The 20,810-nt window shown below is 35.9% G+C and carries 17 protein-coding genes and 1 pseudogene; 12 read left to right on the top strand and 6 right to left on the bottom strand.

Annotated features, from left to right (window positions below):
- Window positions 1–22: 22 nt before the first annotated feature.
- On the bottom strand, window positions 23–898 hold the full coding sequence (locus tag ACFVQC_RS23625; protein ID WP_002159258.1) for a cytochrome aa3 quinol oxidase subunit II: 876 nt from the start codon (window positions 896–898) through the stop codon (window positions 23–25).
- A 282-nt stretch (window positions 899–1,180) separates the two neighbouring features.
- Entirely contained in the window at window positions 1,181–2,596 is a 1,416-nt protein-coding gene (locus tag ACFVQC_RS23620) for an amino acid permease (protein WP_377899410.1), read from the bottom strand.
- A gap of 375 nt (window positions 2,597–2,971) precedes the next feature.
- On the opposite strand from ACFVQC_RS23620, the gene ACFVQC_RS23615 reads away from it, so the two are divergent.
- The 8 genes from ACFVQC_RS23615 (at window position 2,972) to ACFVQC_RS23580 (ending at window position 10,660) form a co-directional block, all read left to right on the top strand.
- On the top strand, window positions 2,972–3,682 hold the full coding sequence (locus ACFVQC_RS23615) for a C39 family peptidase (RefSeq protein WP_377889999.1): 711 nt from the start codon (window positions 2,972–2,974) through the stop codon (window positions 3,680–3,682).
- A 132-nt stretch (window positions 3,683–3,814) separates the two neighbouring features.
- Complete coding sequence (locus tag ACFVQC_RS23610; RefSeq protein WP_377889997.1) at window positions 3,815–4,990, top strand: amidohydrolase; 1,176 nt, start codon at window positions 3,815–3,817, stop codon at window positions 4,988–4,990.
- Between the two features lies 1 nt (window position 4,991).
- The gene (locus ACFVQC_RS23605; protein ID WP_002204392.1) at window positions 4,992–5,189 is read left to right on the top strand and encodes a DUF3311 domain-containing protein; all 198 of its coding nucleotides are present in this window, start codon (window positions 4,992–4,994) and stop codon (window positions 5,187–5,189) included.
- Window positions 5,186–6,658, top strand: a complete 1,473-nt coding sequence (locus ACFVQC_RS23600) for a sodium:solute symporter family protein (protein ID WP_002204391.1) — start codon at window positions 5,186–5,188, stop codon at window positions 6,656–6,658. The genes ACFVQC_RS23605 and ACFVQC_RS23600 overlap by 4 nt, the downstream gene beginning before the upstream one ends.
- A gap of 102 nt (window positions 6,659–6,760) precedes the next feature.
- Window positions 6,761–8,239, top strand: coding sequence for a spore germination protein GerLA (gerLA, locus tag ACFVQC_RS23595; RefSeq protein ID WP_377899409.1), 1,479 nt, complete (start codon window positions 6,761–6,763; stop codon window positions 8,237–8,239).
- Window positions 8,240–9,361: an endospore germination permease gene (locus ACFVQC_RS23590; protein WP_002204387.1), complete on the top strand. Its 1,122-nt coding sequence runs from the start codon at window positions 8,240–8,242 to the stop codon at window positions 9,359–9,361.
- Window positions 9,345–10,511: a Ger(x)C family spore germination protein gene (locus tag ACFVQC_RS23585; RefSeq protein ID WP_002204386.1), complete on the top strand. Its 1,167-nt coding sequence runs from the start codon at window positions 9,345–9,347 to the stop codon at window positions 10,509–10,511. The genes ACFVQC_RS23590 and ACFVQC_RS23585 overlap by 17 nt, the downstream gene beginning before the upstream one ends.
- A gap of 11 nt (window positions 10,512–10,522) precedes the next feature.
- Complete coding sequence (locus ACFVQC_RS23580; protein ID WP_000493991.1) at window positions 10,523–10,660, top strand: hypothetical protein; 138 nt, start codon at window positions 10,523–10,525, stop codon at window positions 10,658–10,660.
- A 61-nt stretch (window positions 10,661–10,721) separates the two neighbouring features.
- On the opposite strand, the gene ACFVQC_RS23575 is transcribed toward ACFVQC_RS23580, so the two are convergent.
- Genes ACFVQC_RS23575 through ACFVQC_RS23565 form a run of 3 tightly spaced genes read right to left on the bottom strand, consistent with a single transcriptional unit; the run spans window position 10,722 to window position 13,076 of the window.
- Window positions 10,722–12,122, bottom strand: a complete 1,401-nt coding sequence (locus tag ACFVQC_RS23575) for a nucleoside recognition domain-containing protein (protein WP_377899408.1) — start codon at window positions 12,120–12,122, stop codon at window positions 10,722–10,724.
- Window positions 12,100–12,822 (bottom strand): FeoB small GTPase domain-containing protein, encoded by a 723-nt coding sequence (locus tag ACFVQC_RS23570; protein WP_377889989.1) that lies wholly within the window; start codon window positions 12,820–12,822, stop codon window positions 12,100–12,102. Before ACFVQC_RS23570 ends, ACFVQC_RS23575 begins: the two co-directional genes overlap by 23 nt.
- Window positions 12,819–13,076 carry a FeoA family protein gene (locus tag ACFVQC_RS23565; protein ID WP_002090873.1) on the bottom strand — a complete coding sequence of 86 codons (258 nt, stop codon included), beginning with the start codon at window positions 13,074–13,076 and terminating at the stop codon, window positions 12,819–12,821. The genes ACFVQC_RS23570 and ACFVQC_RS23565 overlap by 4 nt, the downstream gene beginning before the upstream one ends.
- A 509-nt stretch (window positions 13,077–13,585) precedes the next feature.
- Between ACFVQC_RS23565 and ACFVQC_RS23560 the strand changes: the two genes are divergently transcribed.
- The 4 genes and pseudogenes from ACFVQC_RS23560 (at window position 13,586) to ACFVQC_RS23545 (ending at window position 17,026) form a co-directional block, all read left to right on the top strand.
- Window positions 13,586–14,485, top strand: a complete 900-nt coding sequence (locus tag ACFVQC_RS23560; protein WP_002114243.1) for a phosphate ABC transporter substrate-binding protein PstS family protein — start codon at window positions 13,586–13,588, stop codon at window positions 14,483–14,485.
- A gap of 71 nt (window positions 14,486–14,556) precedes the next feature.
- On the top strand, window positions 14,557–15,447 hold the full coding sequence (gene pstC, locus ACFVQC_RS23555) for a phosphate ABC transporter permease subunit PstC (RefSeq protein ID WP_002090872.1): 891 nt from the start codon (window positions 14,557–14,559) through the stop codon (window positions 15,445–15,447).
- 2 nt (window positions 15,448–15,449) lie between these two features.
- Window positions 15,450–16,370 carry a phosphate ABC transporter permease PstA gene (gene pstA / locus ACFVQC_RS23550; protein WP_377899407.1) on the top strand — a complete coding sequence of 307 codons (921 nt, stop codon included), beginning with the start codon at window positions 15,450–15,452 and terminating at the stop codon, window positions 16,368–16,370.
- Window positions 16,371–16,510: 140 nt separating this feature from the next.
- Window positions 16,511–17,026 (top strand): annotated as a pseudogene (locus tag ACFVQC_RS23545) (P-loop nucleotide/nucleoside kinase family protein).
- 45 nt (window positions 17,027–17,071) lie between these two features.
- On the opposite strand, the gene ACFVQC_RS23540 reads toward ACFVQC_RS23545, so the two are convergent.
- Entirely contained in the window at window positions 17,072–20,116 is a 3,045-nt protein-coding gene (locus ACFVQC_RS23540; protein ID WP_377899406.1) for an efflux RND transporter permease subunit, read from the bottom strand.
- Between the last annotated feature and the right edge of the window lie 694 nt (window positions 20,117–20,810).

The following is a 20,810-nucleotide window of genomic DNA, read 5'->3' as shown; positions in this document are numbered from 1 at the left end:
CAATCTGTTGGAATAATAGCTATTATTTTTTGTTTTTGTAGTAGTTGTAATCACAATATTCAAGTGATTTTGGATCTACATAACTTAAGTGATGACTAGAGAATGTCATACGACCAACTACACCAGGTTTAACAATATCGTTGTACTTATCTTCTGTTAGTTTAGGAGCAGTTTCTTGTACTTCTTTTACCCACTTGTCATACTTTTCTTTTGTTTTTGCTTCAACTTCGAACTCCATGTGAGTGAATCCTTCACCAGAGAAGTTCGAGCTACGACCTAGGTAAGAACCTGGTTTGTCAGCTTGTAAATATAAGTCCATGATCATGCCATCCATTGTATACTTCATACCACCAAGTTCTGGTACCCAGAAAGCATTCATTGGACCTACAGAAGTCAGTTTAAATTGAATTGGTACACCAGCTGGGATGTTTAAATAGTTAACGGTTTCAATTTTTTCCTCCGGGTAACTAAATAACCATTTCCAGTTTGCAGATGTAACATAAATTTCAACTGGTTTAATATGTTTGGACTCTTGCGGAACCTCTTCCGAAGCATAAGTTGCTTTAACTGTTGGAATCGATAATGCGATAACGATAATAACAGGAATAATCGTCCAAATGATTTCTAATAATGTGTTACCGTGTTGATCAGGTGGCTCATAGTCCATATTCTCTGGTTTTTCACGATAACGAATCAAGATGACTGTAAACAAGATGAATACAATTGCGATAATTAATGACATAAGCAAGAATGACCAAACAATTAAATCATACTGTGCCTTTGCAACAGGTCCTTGCGGGTTTAATACTGCTAGTTTTTTATCACAGCCACCGAGGAACAGAACTAATGATAACGGAAGAAGCGAAGCCAACTTCCAAAATGCTTTCTTTAGTTGCACGATTGAAAATCTCCTTTCTCCTTGGATTGAAACTATGCCAATAAAACAATATAAACCTATTAATTTATAGTTGGCAATAGTTTTTGTCATATTGTTAAAAAATAGACACAAATGCACGCTTTTTAAGGTGAATATCATTTGTAACTTGATAACATTGTAAACTATTTTCCAGAGAAAAATGTGATTGTGGAAATTTTAAGATAAATAAAGTTATACCAACATATCCAAGAAATAGAAAAAAGCTATCTTATCATAAGAAAGATAGCTGAATATTTTTTATATTTAGTTTATTCCCTGAGTTATATTTCGTTGCTGTTCAAATGTGACAACTTTTTTATATTTAACTTGGTATAAAATGTAGCAAATGATCATAAATGGAATCCCGCAATAAAGAGCAATTCTCTGATCTGGAATGAAAGCTAAACTAATAAATGTAATGAAATTGAGTGAGAAAGCTACGATTGGAACTATTGGATAAAGTGGTGTACGATATTTTAAATCCTTTATGTCACCGCCATTTTTCACGAATTCTCTACGGAAGAAAAACTGTGACGCTGCGATTGACATCCAAACGACAACAGCTGCCATTGCTGCAATAGATGTTAAAACTAAAAAGACAGTATCTGCCGCAAACACACTTGTTAATAAAGAAAGGCTTGCAAAAATTAGACTGAAAATCAATGCATTTAGCGGTACACCTTTTTTAGTTAACTTCGTAAAAGCTGGACTTGCCATTCCTTGTTTTGCCATCGCCCAAAGCATACGAGAATTTGCGTATAGACCAGAGTTAGCTACGGATAATACAGCTGTAATAATAACAAAGTTCATAATGTCTGCTGCATATGGAACACCAGCTACATCAAATACAAGTACAAATGGACTTTCGACTAAATTAGCTTCTTGCCACGGGAGTAAACCTACAACGACTGATATTGCTAGGACGAAGAAGAACAGAGTTCGCCAAATTGTGTTTTTAATTGCTTTTGGAATTGTTTTTTCAGGATTTTCGCTTTCACCTGAAGCAATACCAATAAGTTCGGTTCCTTGGAATGAGTAATTTACCGTAATCATTGTAAGAAGAACCGCTAGTGCACCGTTTGGAAATAGTCCACCATTTTCAGTGAAATTATGAAGCATTGGAGCTGGTTTTCCATTAAAGTCGAGAAAACCGAGCATAACTGCGCCTCCAAGTACAATAAAGATAACAATTGTTGCAACCTTTACACTAGCGAACCAAAATTCTGTTTCTGCATATGCCTTCGCTGATAAAGCGTTTACAAGAAAGAGTGCTGCTGCAAATGTAACGCACCAAATCCACGAAGAAACGTCTGGAAACCAACGTTTCATTAAAATACTTACAGTTGTTAACTCTACTCCAACTGTAACAGCCCAATTTAACCAATACATCCAACCGACAACAAATCCAAAACCAGGTGAAATAAATTTGCTTGCATAGCTTTGGAATGAACCTGCTTCTGGCATAGCTACTGATAATTCACCAAGACATAACATCGTTAAATACATAACGAAACCACCGACTAAAAATGCAAGAATAGCTCCGCCTGGTCCGGCATTATGGACGATTTGTCCAGAACCCATAAATAATCCTGTTCCAATGACTCCACCAAGTGCAATCATGAATAAGTGTCTACTTTTCATTGTTCGTTTTAAATCTGTTTGTTCTACTTGTTGATTCATATGCCCCTCACCCCGTATTTTTCTTGTATGTGTGAACTTCGTTTCATTCTGAGTTTTTAATCATTAGTGGGGGATGTGACACATACTCAGTTTATTTTGTTATGAAATAGGAGTATGTAAAAAACGAACTATGATTAAATACTCTAAGAATGTTTATTAACATGGTGATATCTTCACCATGTTAATAATTTCGATTTTAGCAAAATGTTTCGAAAAAGTATATTGTTTTTTCTTTTTATTAAAAATAATTAGAATTTTAAGATGTTAAAAGCGTGAACAATAATTCACAGAATCTTTCTAGTAAACTAGTAAGAAGAAGGGTACAATGATAAGAGTTGTGTCTGTAAAATAATAATTAATGGAGTTTTGTTTATAATGAAAAAGTTAAAATATCTTTTTGTTTTTGGGATTATACTTGCTATGGCGTTTTTTATAGGGAAAGATAAAATTATACAAAAGGCGCAAGTATTACGCTTAGATTTTCTATCTGAAATGAAAGAAGCAGCTATGATTGAAGATGTTCCGTTTATTAAACAATTACCAGAATTACCCCGTGGATGTGAAGTGACAAGTTTAGCTATGTTGCTGCAATATAAAGGTGTACAAGTAGATAAGATGCAGCTTGCTAGCGAAATTCATCGTGTTCCATTTGAACAAAATGGTTTGCGTGGAAATCCTTACGAGGGATTTGTTGGAAATATTTATACGAAGGCTGAACTTGGATATGGTGTATATAATCAACCGATCTTTAATTTAGCAGAAAAATATGTTCCTGAAAAAGTAATTAATTTAACAGGTAGAGACATGCAAGATATATATAAAGTGATTAGTTCTGGTTCTCCAGTATGGGTCATTATTAATACAACGTTTAAACCACTAGCTGAAAGTAGTTTTGAAACATGGAATACAAACTCAGGTGAAGTGAAAATTACATATTATGAACATAGTGCAGTAGTAATTGGATATGATCAAAACTTTGTATATGTAAATGATCCTCTAAAAAACAATCCGCGTTTCGCTGTTCCACGAGCAGAATTTGAGAAAGCTTGGGAGCAAATGGGAAAACAAGCAATTACTATTTTGTAATAATGAAAAAGTCATCTTTTGGATGGCTTTTTATTTTTAAGTTTATAATATAGAAAATTCAGAAGATTCTTTCAAAAGTTAACAATTCAAGTTATAATAACATTTAACTTGGTGAAGAAGGAGAGAAGAGAAATGGATGTTGCAAAGGAACTTATTTTGTCAAAGAATCAGTTGATTGAGTGGAGAAGGCATTTTCATAAGTATCCAGAGTTATCTTTTCAAGAGGAAAAAACATCTCAATTTGTATTCGATATACTTCGGAATATCCCGCATTTAGAAGTTTCGCGCCCTACTAAATATAGTGTAATGGCAAAGTTAACTGGTAAGAAACCTGGTAAAACAATTGCGGTTCGTGCCGATATGGATGCCCTTCCTATTCATGAAGAAAATAAGTTTGATTATATTTCTACATATCCAGGTGTGATGCATGCGTGTGGTCACGATGGTCATATGGCGATATTGCTTGGTGTAGTACATAAGTTAGTTGAGGAAAGAGAGAAGGTTAAAGGGGAGATTCGTTTTCTATTCCAACATGCAGAAGAAAACTTTCCTGGTGGCGCAGAGGAAATGGTTGCGGCGGGGGTAATGGAAGATGTGGATTATATTATTGGTGCTCACCTGTGGGCGTCTTTAGAGGTTGGTAAAGTAGGTGTAATTTATGGTCCTGCAATGGCTGCACCGGATGTTTTTAAAATTACGATAGAGGGAAAAGGTGGGCATGCTGGAATTCCGCACGAAACAGTTGATAGTATCGCCATTGGTGCGCAAGTAGTTTCGCAAATCCAGCAAATTGTATCTCGCCTCACGAACCCGTTAGATTCTCTCGTAGTATCTGTTACGCAATTTCATTCTGGGACAACCCATAATGTTATCCCGGAACAAGCGGAGATTGAAGGGACAGTGAGAAGTTTAAGGCATGAATTAAGAGAAGAAACAAAGAAGAAGCTTGAAAGGATTGTAAAACATATTACAGAATCCTACGGTGCTAAGTATACATTTTCTTATGAATATGGATATCGACCAGTTGTAAATGATTATGAAGTTACAGAGCTTATTGAACAGACGGCATTACAGCTTTATGGAAGGGAACAAGTTGTTCGTTTACAGCCAACGATGGCTGGGGAAGATTTTTCAGCATTTTTACAAAAGGCACCAGGGGCATTCTTTTTTATCGGAGCAGGAAATAAAGAGAAAGGAATTATATACCCTCACCATCATCCTCGTTTTGCGATTGACGAAGACGCATTACCAATTGGAGTGGAAGTCTTTGTATCATCCATTATGAATTTTATAAGTAAAGGAGAATGAGATGAAGAAAATACACGTGCTAGCACTTATTCCAGTTCTTTGTTTAGTGATTGGACCAGTATTTGCAAATTCGGTCACTCCCTACGTATTGGGGATGCCATTTTTATTATTTTGGGTACTATTATCAGTGCTTATTACGTCTCTTTGTATGGGTCTTGTGTACTTATTAGATCCGGCTAATAAGGAGGAAATAGGATGATAGCATTACTTATCATTATTTCATTTTTATTTCTAGCACTATTTTTAGGGATTCGTGCACAACATGGAAAAGATATGAATTTAGAACAATGGTCAGTTGGGGGAAGAGGATTTGGAACTATTTTTGTTTTTCTCCTTATGGCAGGGGAAATTTATACGACGTTCACATTTTTAGGAGGAAGTGGCTGGGCGTATAGTAAAGGAGCTCCTACATTTTATATTTTAGGGTATGGTGCATTAGCTTATATTTTATCGTATTTCTTATTACCTCCAATTTGGAAGTATGCAAAAGAACATAACCTCGTTTCACAATCAGATTTCTTTGCGAAGAAATACAGGAGTAAGACGCTTGGGATAATTGTTTCAATTATTGGTGTTATTTCGATTATCCCGTATCTTGTTTTACAGTTAAAGGGATTAGGAATTATCGTTTCGGAAGCTTCCTATGGAAGAGTGACACCTGTTATTGCGGTATGGATTGGTGCTATTGTTATAACTATATATGTAATGGTTTCGGGTATACATGGTTCGGCTTGGACGGCTGCTTTGAAGGATGTTATGATCCTATTCATCGTTATGTTTTTAGGTATATATTTACCGTATCATTATTATGGAGGATTTCAGCCGATGTTCGAAGCTGTAGAAGCTGCGAAACCAGGGTTTTTATCTTTACCTGAAGAAGGAATGAGTATTTCTTGGTTTGTTTCTACTATTATATTAACGGCCCTCGGTTTCTACATGTGGCCTCATACATTTGCCTCTGCTTTCTCTGCAAAAAATGAAAAAGTATTTCGTAAAAATGCGGCAATCATGCCACTGTATTCTTTAGTTTTGCTTTTCGTATTCTTTGCAGGGTTTGCTGCTATCCTGCAAGTTCCAGGATTAAAGGGAGCAGATGTAGATCTTTCATTATTCCGTCTTGCTTTACAAACTTTTGATCCTTGGTTTATCGGAATTATTGGTAGTGCTGGGGTATTAACGGCATTAGTTCCAGCATCTATGCTTGTTATGGCCGCTTCTACATTGTTAGCGAAAAATATTTACCGTACGATGGTCCCATCTGCTTCAGATAGACAAGTTGCTAAAGCTGCAAAATTATTTGTGCCTGTAGTAACGCTCGTAGCAGTATTGTTTACATTTAAAGGAGGAGAAACGATAGGGGCTCTTCTTTTAATGGGGTACAGTATAGTTACGCAACTTTTCCCTGCACTTGTATGTAGTTTGTTTCCACGGCAGATTATTACGAAGCAAGGTGCGATTGCGGGGATGGGGATTGGGTTGTTAATTGTCGCATATATTACCTTATCTGGTTCAACTATAGCAACGATGTTTCCGAGTTTTCCGCAATATATAAAAGATTTAAATGTAGGTATAGTCGCATTGTTAATGAATATGATTGTGATGTTTATCGTTAGTGGATTCACGAAAAGTGTATCTATAAAGACAGACAATATAATAGTAGAAAAGTAACCCGCGTGTTAGAGCTATCTTCGAAAAGAGATAGCTCTTTTTTTGTATATATTTTCTTCTATTAGCGGAATCTAACTAAAAACTTGTTGAAAAGGAAGTTAGGTGGGGAAATTGTTAGAGCTAAAAGGTAACTTGTTTGAAGTTATGAAGGAAATTAGAGATGAGTTAGGTTCACCTAATGATTTAACAATTAGAGAAGTTGCTCTTGCTGGTAGCATTACACGTTGTGCGGTTGTTTTTTTATGTGGATTGACAGATAAGGATAATGTTTATAAATATGTAGTTCGTACACTTCAGTATGAAGAAATACCAAATGAAGCAGCTGTGGTTCAGACATTATTGGATCGTTTTATTTCTATTGCAGAAGTCGGTATGAAGACAACTTTTCCAGATATTATAAATGCGGTTTTAGCAGGAGACACAGTTATATTAATTGATAATATTCAAACCGCTATTGTTATTAATAGTAGGGCTTGGGAGAAAAGAAGTCTAGAACCGCCAGTGACAGAAGATTTAATACGTGGGCCGAGAGTTGGATTAAATGAAGATATTAATGTGAATAAAATGTTAATTCGCCGTGGTTTACGTGATCCGAAGTTACGGTTTCAATCTTATATTATGGGGAAGCGATCGCAGAAAGAAGTAACCCTAGTATATATAGAGGATATTATTAACCCTTACATCGTAAAAGAGCTAGATCGGCGTCTTCAATCAATAGTGACAGATGTCATTTTTGAGACAGGAACGATTGAGCAATTAATTCAAGATAATAATTTATCGCCCTTTCCACAATTTTTGAATACAGAAAGGCCTGATAATATAGTGGCTGCATTGGTGAAAGGAAAGGCGGCCATTTTAGTGGACGGATCACCGTTTGCTCTTATAGCTCCACTAGTATTTGTTGATATTTTTCAATCTGTAGAAGATCATTATGAGCGCTGGTTAATCGGGACGTTATTAAGGATTTTGCGAATGTGGTCGGGTATAATTGCGGTTTTAATGCCAGCAATGTATGTAGCGCTCGTCTCATATCACCAAGGACTTATTCCCTCTAAATTAGCCTATTCAATTGCAGGTGCAAGGGAAGGTGTCCCGTTTCCGGCTTATATTGAAACGTTAATGATGGCATTAACGATGGAATTAATAAGAGAAGCTGGGATTAGGCTTCCGAAACCGATGGGGCAAACGATTGGCATCGTAGGTGGTCTTGTAATTGGAGAAGCGGCAGTAAATGCGGGGATTGTAAATCCGTTTTTAGTAATTATTATTGCGGTTACCGCAATTGCTACATTTTCACTTCCTGTATATAGCATTACGATTACATTTCGAATTTTACTTTTCGTCTTCGTGTTAGCTGCAACTGCTTTTGGGTTGTACGGAATCATTTTAGCTCTTATTGCACTTGCGGTTCATATTACAAATTTAAAGAGTGTTGGAGTTCCGTATACAACGCCTATTGCTCCTGCTTTTTATAAAGATTGGGAAGAAGAATTGGTTCGCCTACCAAAATCAATGTTAAAAGAGAGACCAGAATATTTACAAACGAAAGACTCTACACTACGTCCAAAGGAGCGAGAGTAATTGAAGCCATTTGAATATGGGGATGAAGAAATTGGATCTCGGGAACTTGGCTTTGCGGTATCGTCGACGATTATTGGGATAGGTGCATTATCTATGCCGCGAGATATCGCTATGCAAACTTTATTTTCAGATGGTTGGATTATTTTGCTTTTGGGTGGATTGATATGTGCGGCTTTAGGTTGGTTTGTAACGAGGGTAGCTATTTTATTCCCAAAACAAAACTTTGTTCAATATACGAGTGAGCACTTGACGAAGCCTGTTTCATACACGATTAGTATCATTTTAGTGTTAACATTCGTTGCTTTGACAGCATATGAGGCCCGGAAAATTTCAATTATTTCACAAACCTATTTATTTAGTGATACACCAATACAATTGTTATCCTTCTTTTTTTTGTTAGTTGTTGTTTATGGGATTGCTGGATCTAGGGCTGCTTTATTAAGGTTAAATGTTTTATTTTTACCAATCGTTTTAATTGCGATCGTGCTTCTTTCTTTATTGAATGTGAACTTAATGGAAATAGATAATTTACTACCTGCTTTTCAAACGGACGTAAGTCGATATGCTGTTGGAGTTAAAAATTCTATTTTTACGTTTATTGGATTTGAGGTAGCGCTATTTTATGCAGTGATGTTAAACGAGACAGCAAAAAAGGCGCCGATGGCAGTTGCAAAAGCTGTGATGGTAAACGTATTGTCTTACATTTTAATTTATTTAACTTGTATTAGTGTTTTTACATATATGACAACCCGGGGATTAACATATCCAACGATTGAATTGGGGAAGGAGATTGAAATTGGTGGGGGGTTTTTAGAAAGATTCGATGCGATCTTTTTTACTACTTGGATTATTACTATTTATAACACCACAGCAATGTATTATGATGTTGCATCTCTATTGTTTTGTGCTATGTTTCCGAAAGTTAAGAAACATATTTTTATTTTCGTAAGTGCTCCTATGATTTTTATGCTGAATATGATCCCTGGTAATTTAGATACTTTATCAAATTACGGAACGTATTTAGCTTGGATAGATATGGGCTTTGTTGTGTTAGCGCCTTTGTTAGTTTTTATTGTATATAAAATAAAAAGAAGGAATGGTAGAAATGAAACACCTTCTTAAAATTATAATGCTTATGGTTTTAGCTGGATCTATAAGTGGGTGCTCTGAGCTAGAAGAAATAGAAGAAAGAGGATTTGTAGTAGGTGCAGCCTATGATATTGTGAAAAAAAAGAAATCGAATCCAATTATGAAAGGGACGTATCAGATGGTACTTCCCAGTAAGCTAGCACAGCAAGGTGGACAAGGTGGTGGAGATAGCGAAAATTATATTAATGTTAGTGCGAAAGCAGATAGTGTCTTTGAGCAAATACGAATTATCGCTAAAAAAATTAGTCGCTCATTATTCTTTCCGCATATACAAGTGATAATTTTTTCTAAAGATTTATTAGCGAATCCATATGTTTTACAAAATACGTTAGATGTATATATTCGTGATCATGAGATGAGACGAAATATTCGTTTGTTCGTTTCTCAGAAAGATGCAGAAGCTATTTTGAAGCAGAGTGCTAAGCCTGAAAATTTACCGGCGCAGTATATTGATATGTTAGCTGAACATCCTCCGAAAAATGCCCAAATGATTGAGGCTGCAAGAATTGGTGAGGTGCAGCAAAAAATGATTGCTAACCGAAGTTTCGTATTACCTATTCTTGAACTAACAAAACAAGGGGTGCAAATGAACGGGGCGGCGTTATTTCGTGGGAAGGATAATAAGTGTGTAGGTAGTTTGAATGGAGAGGAAACATTAGGGATGAATTATGTAATAGGTAAGAAAATTGGAGGGTTCTTTACCATTCGCAAAAAAGACCAGCTTATTACATATGAAATTCATAAGATGCATCGGAAGATTAAAGTATCTACGGAAAATGCCACAAAACCGAAGTTTGATATTTATTTATCTTTGGAAGGGACCTTAGCAGAGTTGCATTTTAGTGATCATAAACAAATTATGAATGAAAATCGATTGAAGAAAAACATCGCGGAGGAAATGGAGAAGCGTATCCAAAAATCGATTAAGCTTGTTCAAAAAAAATATAAGGTAGATGTATTAGCATTAGGGGAAGTATATAAGCGGCATAATTATAAAGAATGGAAGAAGATAGATAAGAATTGGGATCAAGGTGAAAATTATTTTAGTAATGCTGAGGTTATTGTTCATGTTCATCCGACAATTGAACATTCAGGATCAGCTTTACCGAAGAGAGTGAAATAAGGTGATGAAAGTTGTTTACTGGATTAGGAATTAGTTGCACGATATTAATGGCGGTTCTTCCGGGAGCTATATACTTCATTCATAAAAAACTGACAACGTATGGAGCGCAGCCATGGAATACTGATGTGCAAAAAAAGAAACCTGAATAATTTCAGGTTTCTTTCGCGCAAAGCATATGTGAAGGGGGATACCTTCTATGTATGCTTTGCTTTATACAAGCCCTAACCAATGTACCAATTGTGTAGAGAGGAATGTAACAACAATGGCAATAACGGTAGGGATTGCAAACGATAAAAATGTCCATTTTGCACTTTTTGTTTCTTTATATATGTTAACCAGTGTTGTTCCACATGGGAAATGAAGAAGTGAGAACAACATTGTGTTTAACGCCGTTAACCAAGTCCAACCGTGTTCTAAGAATAGATTTTTAATTTGATTAAAATCATCTATTTCAGTTAAAGCACCAGTTGATAAGTAAGACATTAATAAAATCGGAATAACAATTTCATTAGCTGGTAGTCCAAGAATAAAAGCCGCTAGAATAAATCCGTCAAGTCCTAACATTTTAGCAAATGGATCTAAGAAGTTCACAAAATGCATAAGTAAGCTCGTGTCACCGACGAAAATATTAGCAAGTATCCAAGTTAATACAGCGGCAGGTGCAGCTACAATTACAGCTCGTTTTAAAACATATATTGATTTATCGAGCGTTGAACGCACAATTGTATTCCAAATTTTTGGTTTACGGTATGGTGGTAACTCTAACGTATAGTGAGTTGGAACGCCTTTTAGAGCAGTTTTTGATAAAACCCAAGAAACAGTTAAAGTTACAATAACGCCAATTACAACCATTCCAACGACAACGCCGGCAGTAACAAGTGTTTGCATGCTGCCTGTATATCCAGCAGCCATAAATAATGAAGCCATTAAGATTAATGTAGGCCAGCGTCCATTACATGGGACGAAGTTGTTTGTTAAAATGGCGAGCATACGCTCACGTGGTGATTCGATAATACGTGTTGACATAATAGCGGCAGCGTTACATCCAAACCCCATTGCCATAGTTAAAGATTGTTTCCCATGCGCACCAGAGCGTTTAAATAAACGATCCATGTTAAACGCAACGCGTGGTAAATATCCATAGTTTTCTAATAGGGCAAACATAGGGAAGAAGATTGCCATAGGTGGTAACATAACGCTAATAACGGCTCCGGTACCACGGAATAAACCAAGTATTAAAACGCCATGTAGCCATTCTGGTGCATGTATTGTTTGGAACCAAGATGTTAAATATCCTTCGACCCAGCCAAAAAATTCAGCAATCATCTCGGATGGCACGTTAGCACCGGCGATTGTAAGATAAAAAATAATAGATAAAATACCGAGCATAATTGGAAATCCCCAAATAGGAGAAGTGAAAATCTTATCTAATCTTTCTGAACGATATAATTTATCAGTATTCGTATATTGGACAGCTTCTTTACATATACTTGCGGAGGTTCGATAAATATCTCCGACAATATCATCTCGTATGTCCTCTTTTGAAAGTGCTTGTGCATGTTGAACAATATAGTCCAGCGGAAGATCCTTACTGGCTGAGTGAGATTCCATTTATTACGACCTCCCTTACAAGTGGTTCGTTATGATGTTTTTGAAGTGCAGTTAAGAAATTCTTATCTCCATCTAAAATACGTAACGCAATCCAACGTGCTGGATACGTATTGCCGAACACTTTATAAATTTGTGGTTCTAATTCTTGAATCATATTTTCAATTTTTTCATTATAAGTAATTTTAATTGGTGTTGGAATGAGTTTTTTAGTTGCTACTTTAGCAATGACGCTTAGTAAATGTCCGATACCAACTCGGTTTCGGGCTGAAATTTTAACTACCGGTACACCGAGTGATTTTGCTAATTTCTTTTCGTCAATAATGATTCCTTTTTTCTCCGCTTCATCAATTAAGTTAATACAAATGACCACATCGTTTGTCATTTCCATCACTTGGAGTGCTAAATTTAAATTTCTTTCCATTGCAGTTGCGTCTATAACAACTACAGTTACTTCTGGTTTTTCAAATATAATATAATCTCGTGCGACTTCTTCATCTGCCGAATTTGAATACAGTGAGTAAGTTCCAGGTAAATCTATTATTGTATATATATTTCCGCTATGCTTATATTCCCCTTCAGCCTTTAAAACAGTTTTCCCCGTCCAGTTTCCAGTATGTTGTTTTAAGCCTGTTAAAGTATTAAATAATGTACTTTTCCCGGTATTCGGGTTACCAGCTAACGCGATGCGATGGTTACTCATCTGAAATCATCTCCTATTAATACCCCGAAAATAAGGGAGCTTTCTTCACTACGCAGTGCAATAGTTGTGTTGCTTACTTGATAAGCGACTGGGTCTCCAAGTGGGCTGCGTTGTAATACTTTAATTGTCGCTCCAGGAAAAAAGCCTAAATCTAATAAACGTCGTTTCATAGTTCCTTCTAATTGTATCTTCTCAATTTGTACAAATTCCCCTGTTCTGAATTCGGAAAGGGGTTTAGTATTAGCCGATACCATAAAAGTTACCTCATCTCTATATTTTTAGTTTTAGTTTAAAAAGTTTCCTTAGGTAAACTTTTTGATACTAATATAGTAGACTACATTGAATGATGCTGTCAATTAGTACTTTAAAAATATTCAATTATTTTTAGAATTGTTCCAATTTATTGAGTTGTACCGAAAAATATTACTGGAATTCTTCTTAATGTAAATAAAGTAAGAGTGTAAAGTTTTAAAAATATAGTGGATTTGTAAATATAGTTTTAACTTAAAGGGCAAAATAAAGAAAAATATTTACATTGGATTTACATTGTTAAGAATAAATTTACAATACTGCGTGTTTAGTGTGGGTTTTGTTGGCTTTTTCAACTGTAAATGTTGGAATGTCTAGCTTTTATGGGATGTTATCTCTATTTACTTAAACTTAAAAATTGCTTAACACTCACATAATATTGTTGTCCTACAATGAATTTGTGTTCGAAAGAAGATGAATTCGAAAAGTGATAATCCAAATGGGGGTACAAGACATGATTATGAAAAAGGGTATTAAATTTTCTTTAGCGGCTTTAGTTGTTGCAGGTGCATTAGTTGGATGTGGAAAAGCAGAAAGTACGGATAATAAGGAAGCTGCTAAAGGTAGCGATGCAAAACAAGAATTATCAGGTACGATTGCAGCGGCTGGCTCTACAGCTCTTCAACCTCTTGCGGAGGAAGCTGGAAAGAAATTCATGGAGAAAAATTCAAAAGTTTCTATTCAAGTTCAAGGTGGCGGTAGTGGAACTGGGATTAACCAAGTAGCATCTGGTGCAGTACAAATTGGTAATTCGGATGTTCCGGCTTCAGATAAAATAAAAGATGCTGAAAAAGCGAAAGAATTAGTAGATAACAAGGTAGCGGGTATCGCATTCGCGCTTGTCGTAAATAAAGATGTAAAAGTTGATAACTTAACAGCAAAACAAGTACAAGATATCTTCACTGGAAAAGTGACGAACTGGAAAGAGTTAGGCGGAAAAGATGAGAAAATCAATGTAATTAATCGTCCAGCTTCATCTGGTACACGTGCTACATTTGAAAAAACAGTTATGAAAGAAGCTAAAATTAATGATGGAACTGGTACAACACAAGATTCTAACGGTGCAGTAGAGCAAGCAATTAACTCTACTCCAGGTTCAATCAGCTATTTAGCAATGTCTTACATGGTTGGCGATAAAAAAGGTGCATTGCAAACTGTGAAAATTGATGGTGCTGAACCGAAAGTTGAAAACATCTCTGCTGGTAAATATCCATTCTGGTCTTACGAGTACATGGTAACTAAAGGTGAGGCAAAAGAAGCGACAAAAGCTTACATTGACTATGTAAAAGGTAAAGATTTCGAAAAACAAGTAGAAGATATGGGTTACATCCCAATGTCTAAATTAAATAAGTAATAAAATTTTATGGGGCTGGCTGCAAGGCCAGTCCTGTTCATTTCAATCTATGAAGTGGGGTCTGTCCTGTGATGAAGGGGAAAAAACAAATTAATTACGTAAAGAGTGAATATATAGGTAGATCACTTGTTACGTTTTGCGGTATCTTTATTGTTTTTATTACATTAGCTATTATTGCGTTTATTTGCGGCAAAGGAATTCAATCTTTCACGCAAAGTGGTATCTCATTTTCTGAGGTGTTAACTTCGACCAAATGGAATCCAAATGCTGATCAAGGTACGTATGGTGCTGTAATCTTTATTGTCGGTTCGACGCTTGTGTCGTTAGGTGCTGTTGTCATTAGTGCACCAATTGCTATAGCTCTTGCTATATTCATGAATTTAATTTCGCCGAAGTTTGGGAATAAAGTATTAAAGCCTGTTTTAGAATTATTAGTTGGTATTCCATCAGTTGTATACGGATTATTAGGGGTTACGATCTTGGTTCCTCTATTACGGGATTCGTTTGGTGGAGTGGGCTTTAGTTTAATTGCGGGTATTATTGTCCTGAGTATTATGATTTTACCTACTATTGCTAGTATTGCCTCTGATGCAATACGCTCTGTTCCGTTTGATTACTTGGAAGCTTCTTACGGTCTAGGATCGACGAAATGGCAAGCGATTAGCCGAGTTATTGTTCCTGCTGCAAAACAAGGGATTTTAACAGGTATAGTTTTAGGGTTAGCGCGTGCTTTTGGTGAAGCGTTAGCGGTTCAAATGGTAATCGGGAACACGATTAAATTACCGGAAGGAATATATAGTCCAACAGCAACGTTAACTGGTATTCTGACAATGGATATGACGAATACATTGAACGGAACAGCTTGGAACAATGCGCTATGGACGTTAGCGATGATTTTACTTGTTATTTCATTCCTGTTTATTTTAGTAATTCGAGCGATTGGTCAAAGAGGTGAACGATAATAATGAATGCAAGAACGGTAAATAAAGTTTGGACAGGTATCTTTTATGCGGTTGCAGCTTTAGTTGTAGCTTTACTTGCTTTTTTAATGTACGAAATTCTACAAAAAGGATGGGGATTTTGGGATCCTAGTTTCTTATTCGGAGAACCGAGTAATACAAGAGCTGGTGGTGGGATTGGTCCACAGTTATTCAATTCTTTCTACATGCTTGTTATAACGCTTATTATATCTATTCCTCTTGGATTAGGTGCTGGAATATATTTAGCGGAGTATGCAAAACAAGGTCGTTTTTTAAGTTTTGTTCGTTTATGTATTGAAACAATGGCGTCTTTACCTTCTATTGTTGTTGGACTATTTGGCTTATTAGTATTTGTTACAATGACAGGCTGGGGATATACAGTAATGGGTGGAGCTCTTGCTTTAACTATTTTGAATTTGCCTGGTTTAACACGTGTTTGTGAAAATGCGATTTCTGAAGTTCCTCATAATGTAAAAGAGGCGAGTCTTGGACTAGGTGCAACGAAATGGCAAACAATTGCCCGTATCATTATTCCGTCGTCGTTACCACAAATCATTACAGGTATTATTTTAGCGGCAGGCCGTATATTCGGTGAAGCTGCGGCGTTAATTTATACAGCGGGTTTAACATCACCTATTTTAAATTCAGCAGCGGACTTCTCGAGCCCCTCGCATCCTTTAAATCCATTTAGACCAGCTGAAACGTTAGCTGTTCACATTTGGAAATTAAACTCTGAAGGGATTATCCCGGATGCGAAGTTAATTGCAACGAAATCTGCAGCTGTATTAATTATTATGGTATTACTCTTTAATATCATTTCTCGTTTCGTAGCATCTGTATTACACAAACGTTTTACAGGAACGAAAAGAAAAAGTAAAACGATGAAGAAAGTAAATGCGGCATAAATTGAAGGTAAGAACTCTCTGTTTATAAACAGGGAGTTTTTTTACGGCCATTTTGATGTTAGCAGGAAAAGAAGGAGAGTTGGTGAATAGGCAACTTGATATACGGATGTTGGGATGAAAATGGGAGAGGCGGGGTGAAAGTGTTCTTTCTGCAAATGTCGGGATTTCCTGGATCAGGTAAATCGATACTTTCTAAGTATATCGCTAAGTTAACAGGTGCAGTTATTGTAGGTCATGACGTCGTGAAATCAGCATTATTAAAATCATTAACGGCAAAAGGAAGTGAATCAACAGTTGTTGGGGGGAGTCTCCTATTATATTGAGTGGGAACTGATAGGTTTTTTTGTTAGAACAAGAACATAGTGTTATATTAGATAGTCCATGTCTCTATGATGGGATGGTTGAAAAGGGAATAGGTTTATATCGGAAGTATGGTGCTACATATAAATATATTGAATGTTATCTTAATAATATAGAAGAAATTAATCGTAGGTTACAAACACGTGAATATAAGATAAGTCAGTAGAATCAGAAGTAGCGTTTGAAAAAAGTGGCTATATGGCAGTAAGAGACCCTCGAATGATGAATATCTTGTAGATTCTGGTAAGCTACTAGAGCAATATGCCCCAAAAATAATGAGTTATATCGGTAGATAAATAAAAAAGGCGTTATCTTCATTCGAGAAGATAACGCCTTTTAGTTTAAATATCAGGTGTTTCTGTAGAAGTACTTATTTTTCTGCGGGAGCGTCTTTTTCTCCCGATTTTATCTAATAGTTCATACATAACGGGAACGACTACTAATGTAAGAACGGTTGAGACTGCCAAACCACCGATTACAACGACGGCCAGACTTTTGGATACCATACTTCCTGCTTGAGATTGACTGAATAGGAGTGGTAGCATAGCGACGATTGTTGTTATAGCTGTCATAATAATTGGACGTAATCTAGTAGATCCGGCTTCTAGTAAGGCTTCTCTTGTTTCCATACCGTTTTCTCGATTTTGTTGCACTCTTTCTATTAATACAATAGCATTTGTAACGACAATCCCGATTAACATTAATGCGCCGATTAATGAATTTACGTCAACAGGTGTTCTTGAAATGATTAATCCTAAAATACCGCCGACAGCAGCTAATGGTAAAGAGAATAAAATCGCGAAAGGAGCACGTGCTTGCCCGAAGGTGATAACCATAATTAAATATACAATCCCAATTGCAATACCCATAATTTTGAATAAATCTGTGAAGTTCTCTTGCATAGACTCGGTAGCACCTGCGATATTTACTTTTGCTCCGTTAGGTAAATCTAAGTCGGCTATAGCCTTGTTTACTTCTGTGCTTACTTTACTTAAATCTTCACTTGAAGCTTCTGCAGTAATTTGTATCGTTTCTTTCCCGTCTTTATGGAAGATTTCTGTTTGAAGTTGCTTTTCTGAAATAGTTGCAAGGTCTTTTAAAGGAATTGGTCCGTTAATAGGTGAGAGTATGTTTGTATTTAAAATATCTTCTTGTTTGTTAATGGATGCTTTTTTATGTTCTATCATAATAGTTGTTTTTTCATTGTTGATTGAGATTTCCCCAATAGGAGATTTCTTCATAAGGAATGATACTTGTTTTGCTACTAATTCTGGTGTTAAACCGAGTTGTTCCGCTTTTGTTTGATCGATATGAATTTGCCATTCTATTTTAGAGTCTTCTATATTTGTTTTTACTTTAGAGAGAGCGTCCATACTTTTTAGTTTTGTTTCGACGATGTTAGCGGCCTTTTTTAAATTTGTTTCGTTAGTAGCGGTTACGTTAAATTGTAAGTTGTTGCCGCCTCCGGAGTCAGAGTAACTAGTTTTTATATAATCAAGTTCAGCTGGTTCAAAAGCATTTTGCTCTTTTTTTAATTCTTTAATATATTGGTCGATATCAGATCCTTTTTTAAAGACTACAAATATAGTTGCAAGATTGTTTTTAGTTGTCTGTCCCCATTGAGCATCTTCTGCGCTAGATCCCATTCGCAAAATAACATCTGTTACATCAGAATTAGAGAGTAGTTTCTTTTCAAAATCAAAGGCTTTTTGTTTTTTAGCTTCAGAATCATAATCGGTTGGAAATGTCATGTTAACGGATAGCATTGTATCGTCCTCGGACTTTATGTTCGCTTTCGGTAGTAATATGTAGGCTGCAATGGATCCTGCAAACAATAAAAAAGAAGTGAGTAGAATGATAAACTTATGAGAAAGAGCCCACTTTAATGTAGCGACATATCGCGGTGAAGAATGAGAATTGCGACGTTTTGTTTTTTTGAGTAGTAAAAAAGCCATAAGTGGAACAACTGTTAACGCAACGATTAAAGAAGAAAGGATAGAATATACAACTGCTAATACCATAGGTAACATTAGTTTTCCAATTACTCCCGATACGAGACCGATAGGTAAAAAAACGGCGACTGTTGTTAAAGTAGAAGAGGTAATTGCGACTGCGACCTCTTTCGTTGCTTCAAGAATAATATTTTTAGAGAAGGTTTCTTTTTGTAAACGACGGAAAATGTTCTCGATGACAACGATACTATCATCGACGAGACGACCCACAGCAACGGCTAAGCCACCAAGAGTTAGAATGTTAAGTGTGATGTTGGATTGATGGAGTAAAAATAGTGTTAATAAAATAGATAGCGGAATACTAACGACAGCGATGAGTGTTGTTCGGAAGCTGCGTAAAAAGATTAAGATAATGAGAGTTGCAGCAATTGCCCCAAGGATTACTTCTTTGCCCATACTAGTAACAGCATTTTCAACTTGCTCATGAGTTGAAGCTAGAAGTTTAATAGAAAACTGATCTTTATATTGCTTGCTTATATCTTTAATCTTTTTATCAATCTCTTTTCCAATTGCAACCGCGTTTTTACTCGGCTCTTTCATGATGATTAATCCTGTTCCTTCTTCTCCGTTTATGTGCGAGATTGTATCATGATGTTGTTTTAGTTCAATTTGAGCGACATCTTGTAACTTTACTTGAGGTGTAACGGTAATATTTTTAATGTCATTTACATTTTTTATATCTCCGATGACACGAAGGTTGTATTCTTCCTTATTAACAGTAATTGCTCCGGCTGGAGTGGAAGTTTCTTTTCCTTGTAAAACAGCTAATACTTGCTCTGATGTTACGTTTTTATCTTTTAGTTGGTTAGGGTCAAGTACGATGGATAATTCGGAAGTTGATTTTCCGAAAAACATAACATTGGCAACACCGTCAATACTTTCGAGTTGTGGTACGATTTCTTTCTCGATTTGTTTTTCGTCAGCTTTTGAAAATCCGTTCTGCTTCTGGATGGTAATTTGAGCGAGTGGAATCATAGAAGTATTTAATTGGCTAACTACAGGCTTAGTTACATCTTTAGGTAATTTAATTGTATTAATTGTTTTTTCGACTTCGCGTGCCGCGTCTTTCATATTTGCCTTGGATGTATATGCAATGTCGATGCGTGATAATCCCTCGTTTGTGGAAGAAGTGATGCCATCGATATGTTCTAAATTGCGAAATTGTTTTTCGAGGGGATCAGTTACGTCCTTGGCCATCGTTTCAGCATCGAGCCCTTGAGATAATGTCGTGACAGTTATTGCGGGGCTATCGATGCTTGGTAAAAATTCCATAGGTAATTTAGAGCCGGAATAAACGCCAAGTATGGAAATGAGAAAAACCATGATAATAATAGCGGCGCGGTTTTTTAATGAAAATTTTGTTAACCTATCCATAAGATAATTCCTCCATTAGTTTATTTATAGTTTTGTGGGCACTTCCTTACTATATAACAAAAATTGGATATCTTTCATTAATTAAATGTAAAAAAATTCTAACAATAATCTTAAGTTAATATTTCGAGGGGAAGTTCGTTATTTGTGGAAGTAAAGTTCCTGATTGGCGAGAAAAAGCATTAATTAAAGTTTTGCTTTAGTATAGTGGTCTCGTTTTTTGTTACTCTACATTTAAATGGTTATTTGTCCTTCTTAAGTAGAACTGTGGTAATTGTAAAATTTAAAAAGGAGAGGACTAAAGGTTAGGAACTTATTGTGAAATATCGCCTGGTTGATGATAGTGTATAGTAATTTGTATACAATCAAAATGAATGTTTTCAGTAGAAAGGATAATGGTTCTTTCTATAGAAGAAAGTAGGATAGATAACTTTTTGTATTTTTTTATAAAAAACACTTGTTATTTAAAAACCATGATGGTATATTAATAAATGTCGCTGATGCGGAAACGCAGAAAACGACAAAAAAGAAATTAAAAAACATAGTTGACATCGAAAAATGAAGATGTTAATATGATGAAGTCGCTTCTGAAGCGGCGGACAAGTTCTTTGAAAACTGAACGAAACAAACAACGTGAACGTCAATTTTTATTTTTAGATGCTAGACAAACTAACTTTATTGGAGAGTTTGATCCTGG

It is taken from the genome of Bacillus sp. NPDC057893 (genome assembly GCF_042796455.1).
Lineage (GTDB): Bacteria > Bacillota > Bacilli > Bacillales > Bacillaceae_G > Bacillus_A.
Note: the sequence above shows the minus strand (reverse complement) of the source record. Positions and strands in the feature narration are given on the sequence as shown.

Bases quoted from the DNA above. Each gene is read 5' to 3' on its own strand.
- ACFVQC_RS23620 (WP_377899410.1), bottom strand. From the start codon at position 2,596: ATGAATCAACAAGTAGAACAAACAGATTTAAAACGAACAATGAAAAGT.
- ACFVQC_RS23615 (WP_377889999.1), top strand. From the start codon at position 2,972: ATGAAAAAGTTAAAATATCTTTTTGTTTTTGGGATTATACTTGCTATG.
- ACFVQC_RS23610 (WP_377889997.1), top strand. From the start codon at position 3,815: ATGGATGTTGCAAAGGAACTTATTTTGTCAAAGAATCAGTTGATTGAG.
- ACFVQC_RS23605 (WP_002204392.1), top strand. From the start codon at position 4,992: ATGAAGAAAATACACGTGCTAGCACTTATTCCAGTTCTTTGTTTAGTG.
- ACFVQC_RS23600 (WP_002204391.1), top strand. From the start codon at position 5,186: ATGATAGCATTACTTATCATTATTTCATTTTTATTTCTAGCACTATTT.
- ACFVQC_RS23585 (WP_002204386.1), top strand. From the start codon at position 9,345: ATGAAACACCTTCTTAAAATTATAATGCTTATGGTTTTAGCTGGATCT.
- ACFVQC_RS23575 (WP_377899408.1), bottom strand. From the start codon at position 12,122: ATGGAATCTCACTCAGCCAGTAAGGATCTTCCGCTGGACTATATTGTT.
- ACFVQC_RS23570 (WP_377889989.1), bottom strand. From the start codon at position 12,822: ATGAGTAACCATCGCATCGCGTTAGCTGGTAACCCGAATACCGGGAAA.
- ACFVQC_RS23565 (WP_002090873.1), bottom strand. From the start codon at position 13,076: ATGGTATCGGCTAATACTAAACCCCTTTCCGAATTCAGAACAGGGGAA.
- ACFVQC_RS23560 (WP_002114243.1), top strand. From the start codon at position 13,586: ATGATTATGAAAAAGGGTATTAAATTTTCTTTAGCGGCTTTAGTTGTT.
- pstC (WP_002090872.1), top strand. From the start codon at position 14,557: ATGAAGGGGAAAAAACAAATTAATTACGTAAAGAGTGAATATATAGGT.
- pstA (WP_377899407.1), top strand. From the start codon at position 15,450: ATGAATGCAAGAACGGTAAATAAAGTTTGGACAGGTATCTTTTATGCG.
- ACFVQC_RS23540 (WP_377899406.1), bottom strand. From the start codon at position 20,116: ATGGATAGGTTAACAAAATTTTCATTAAAAAACCGCGCCGCTATTATT.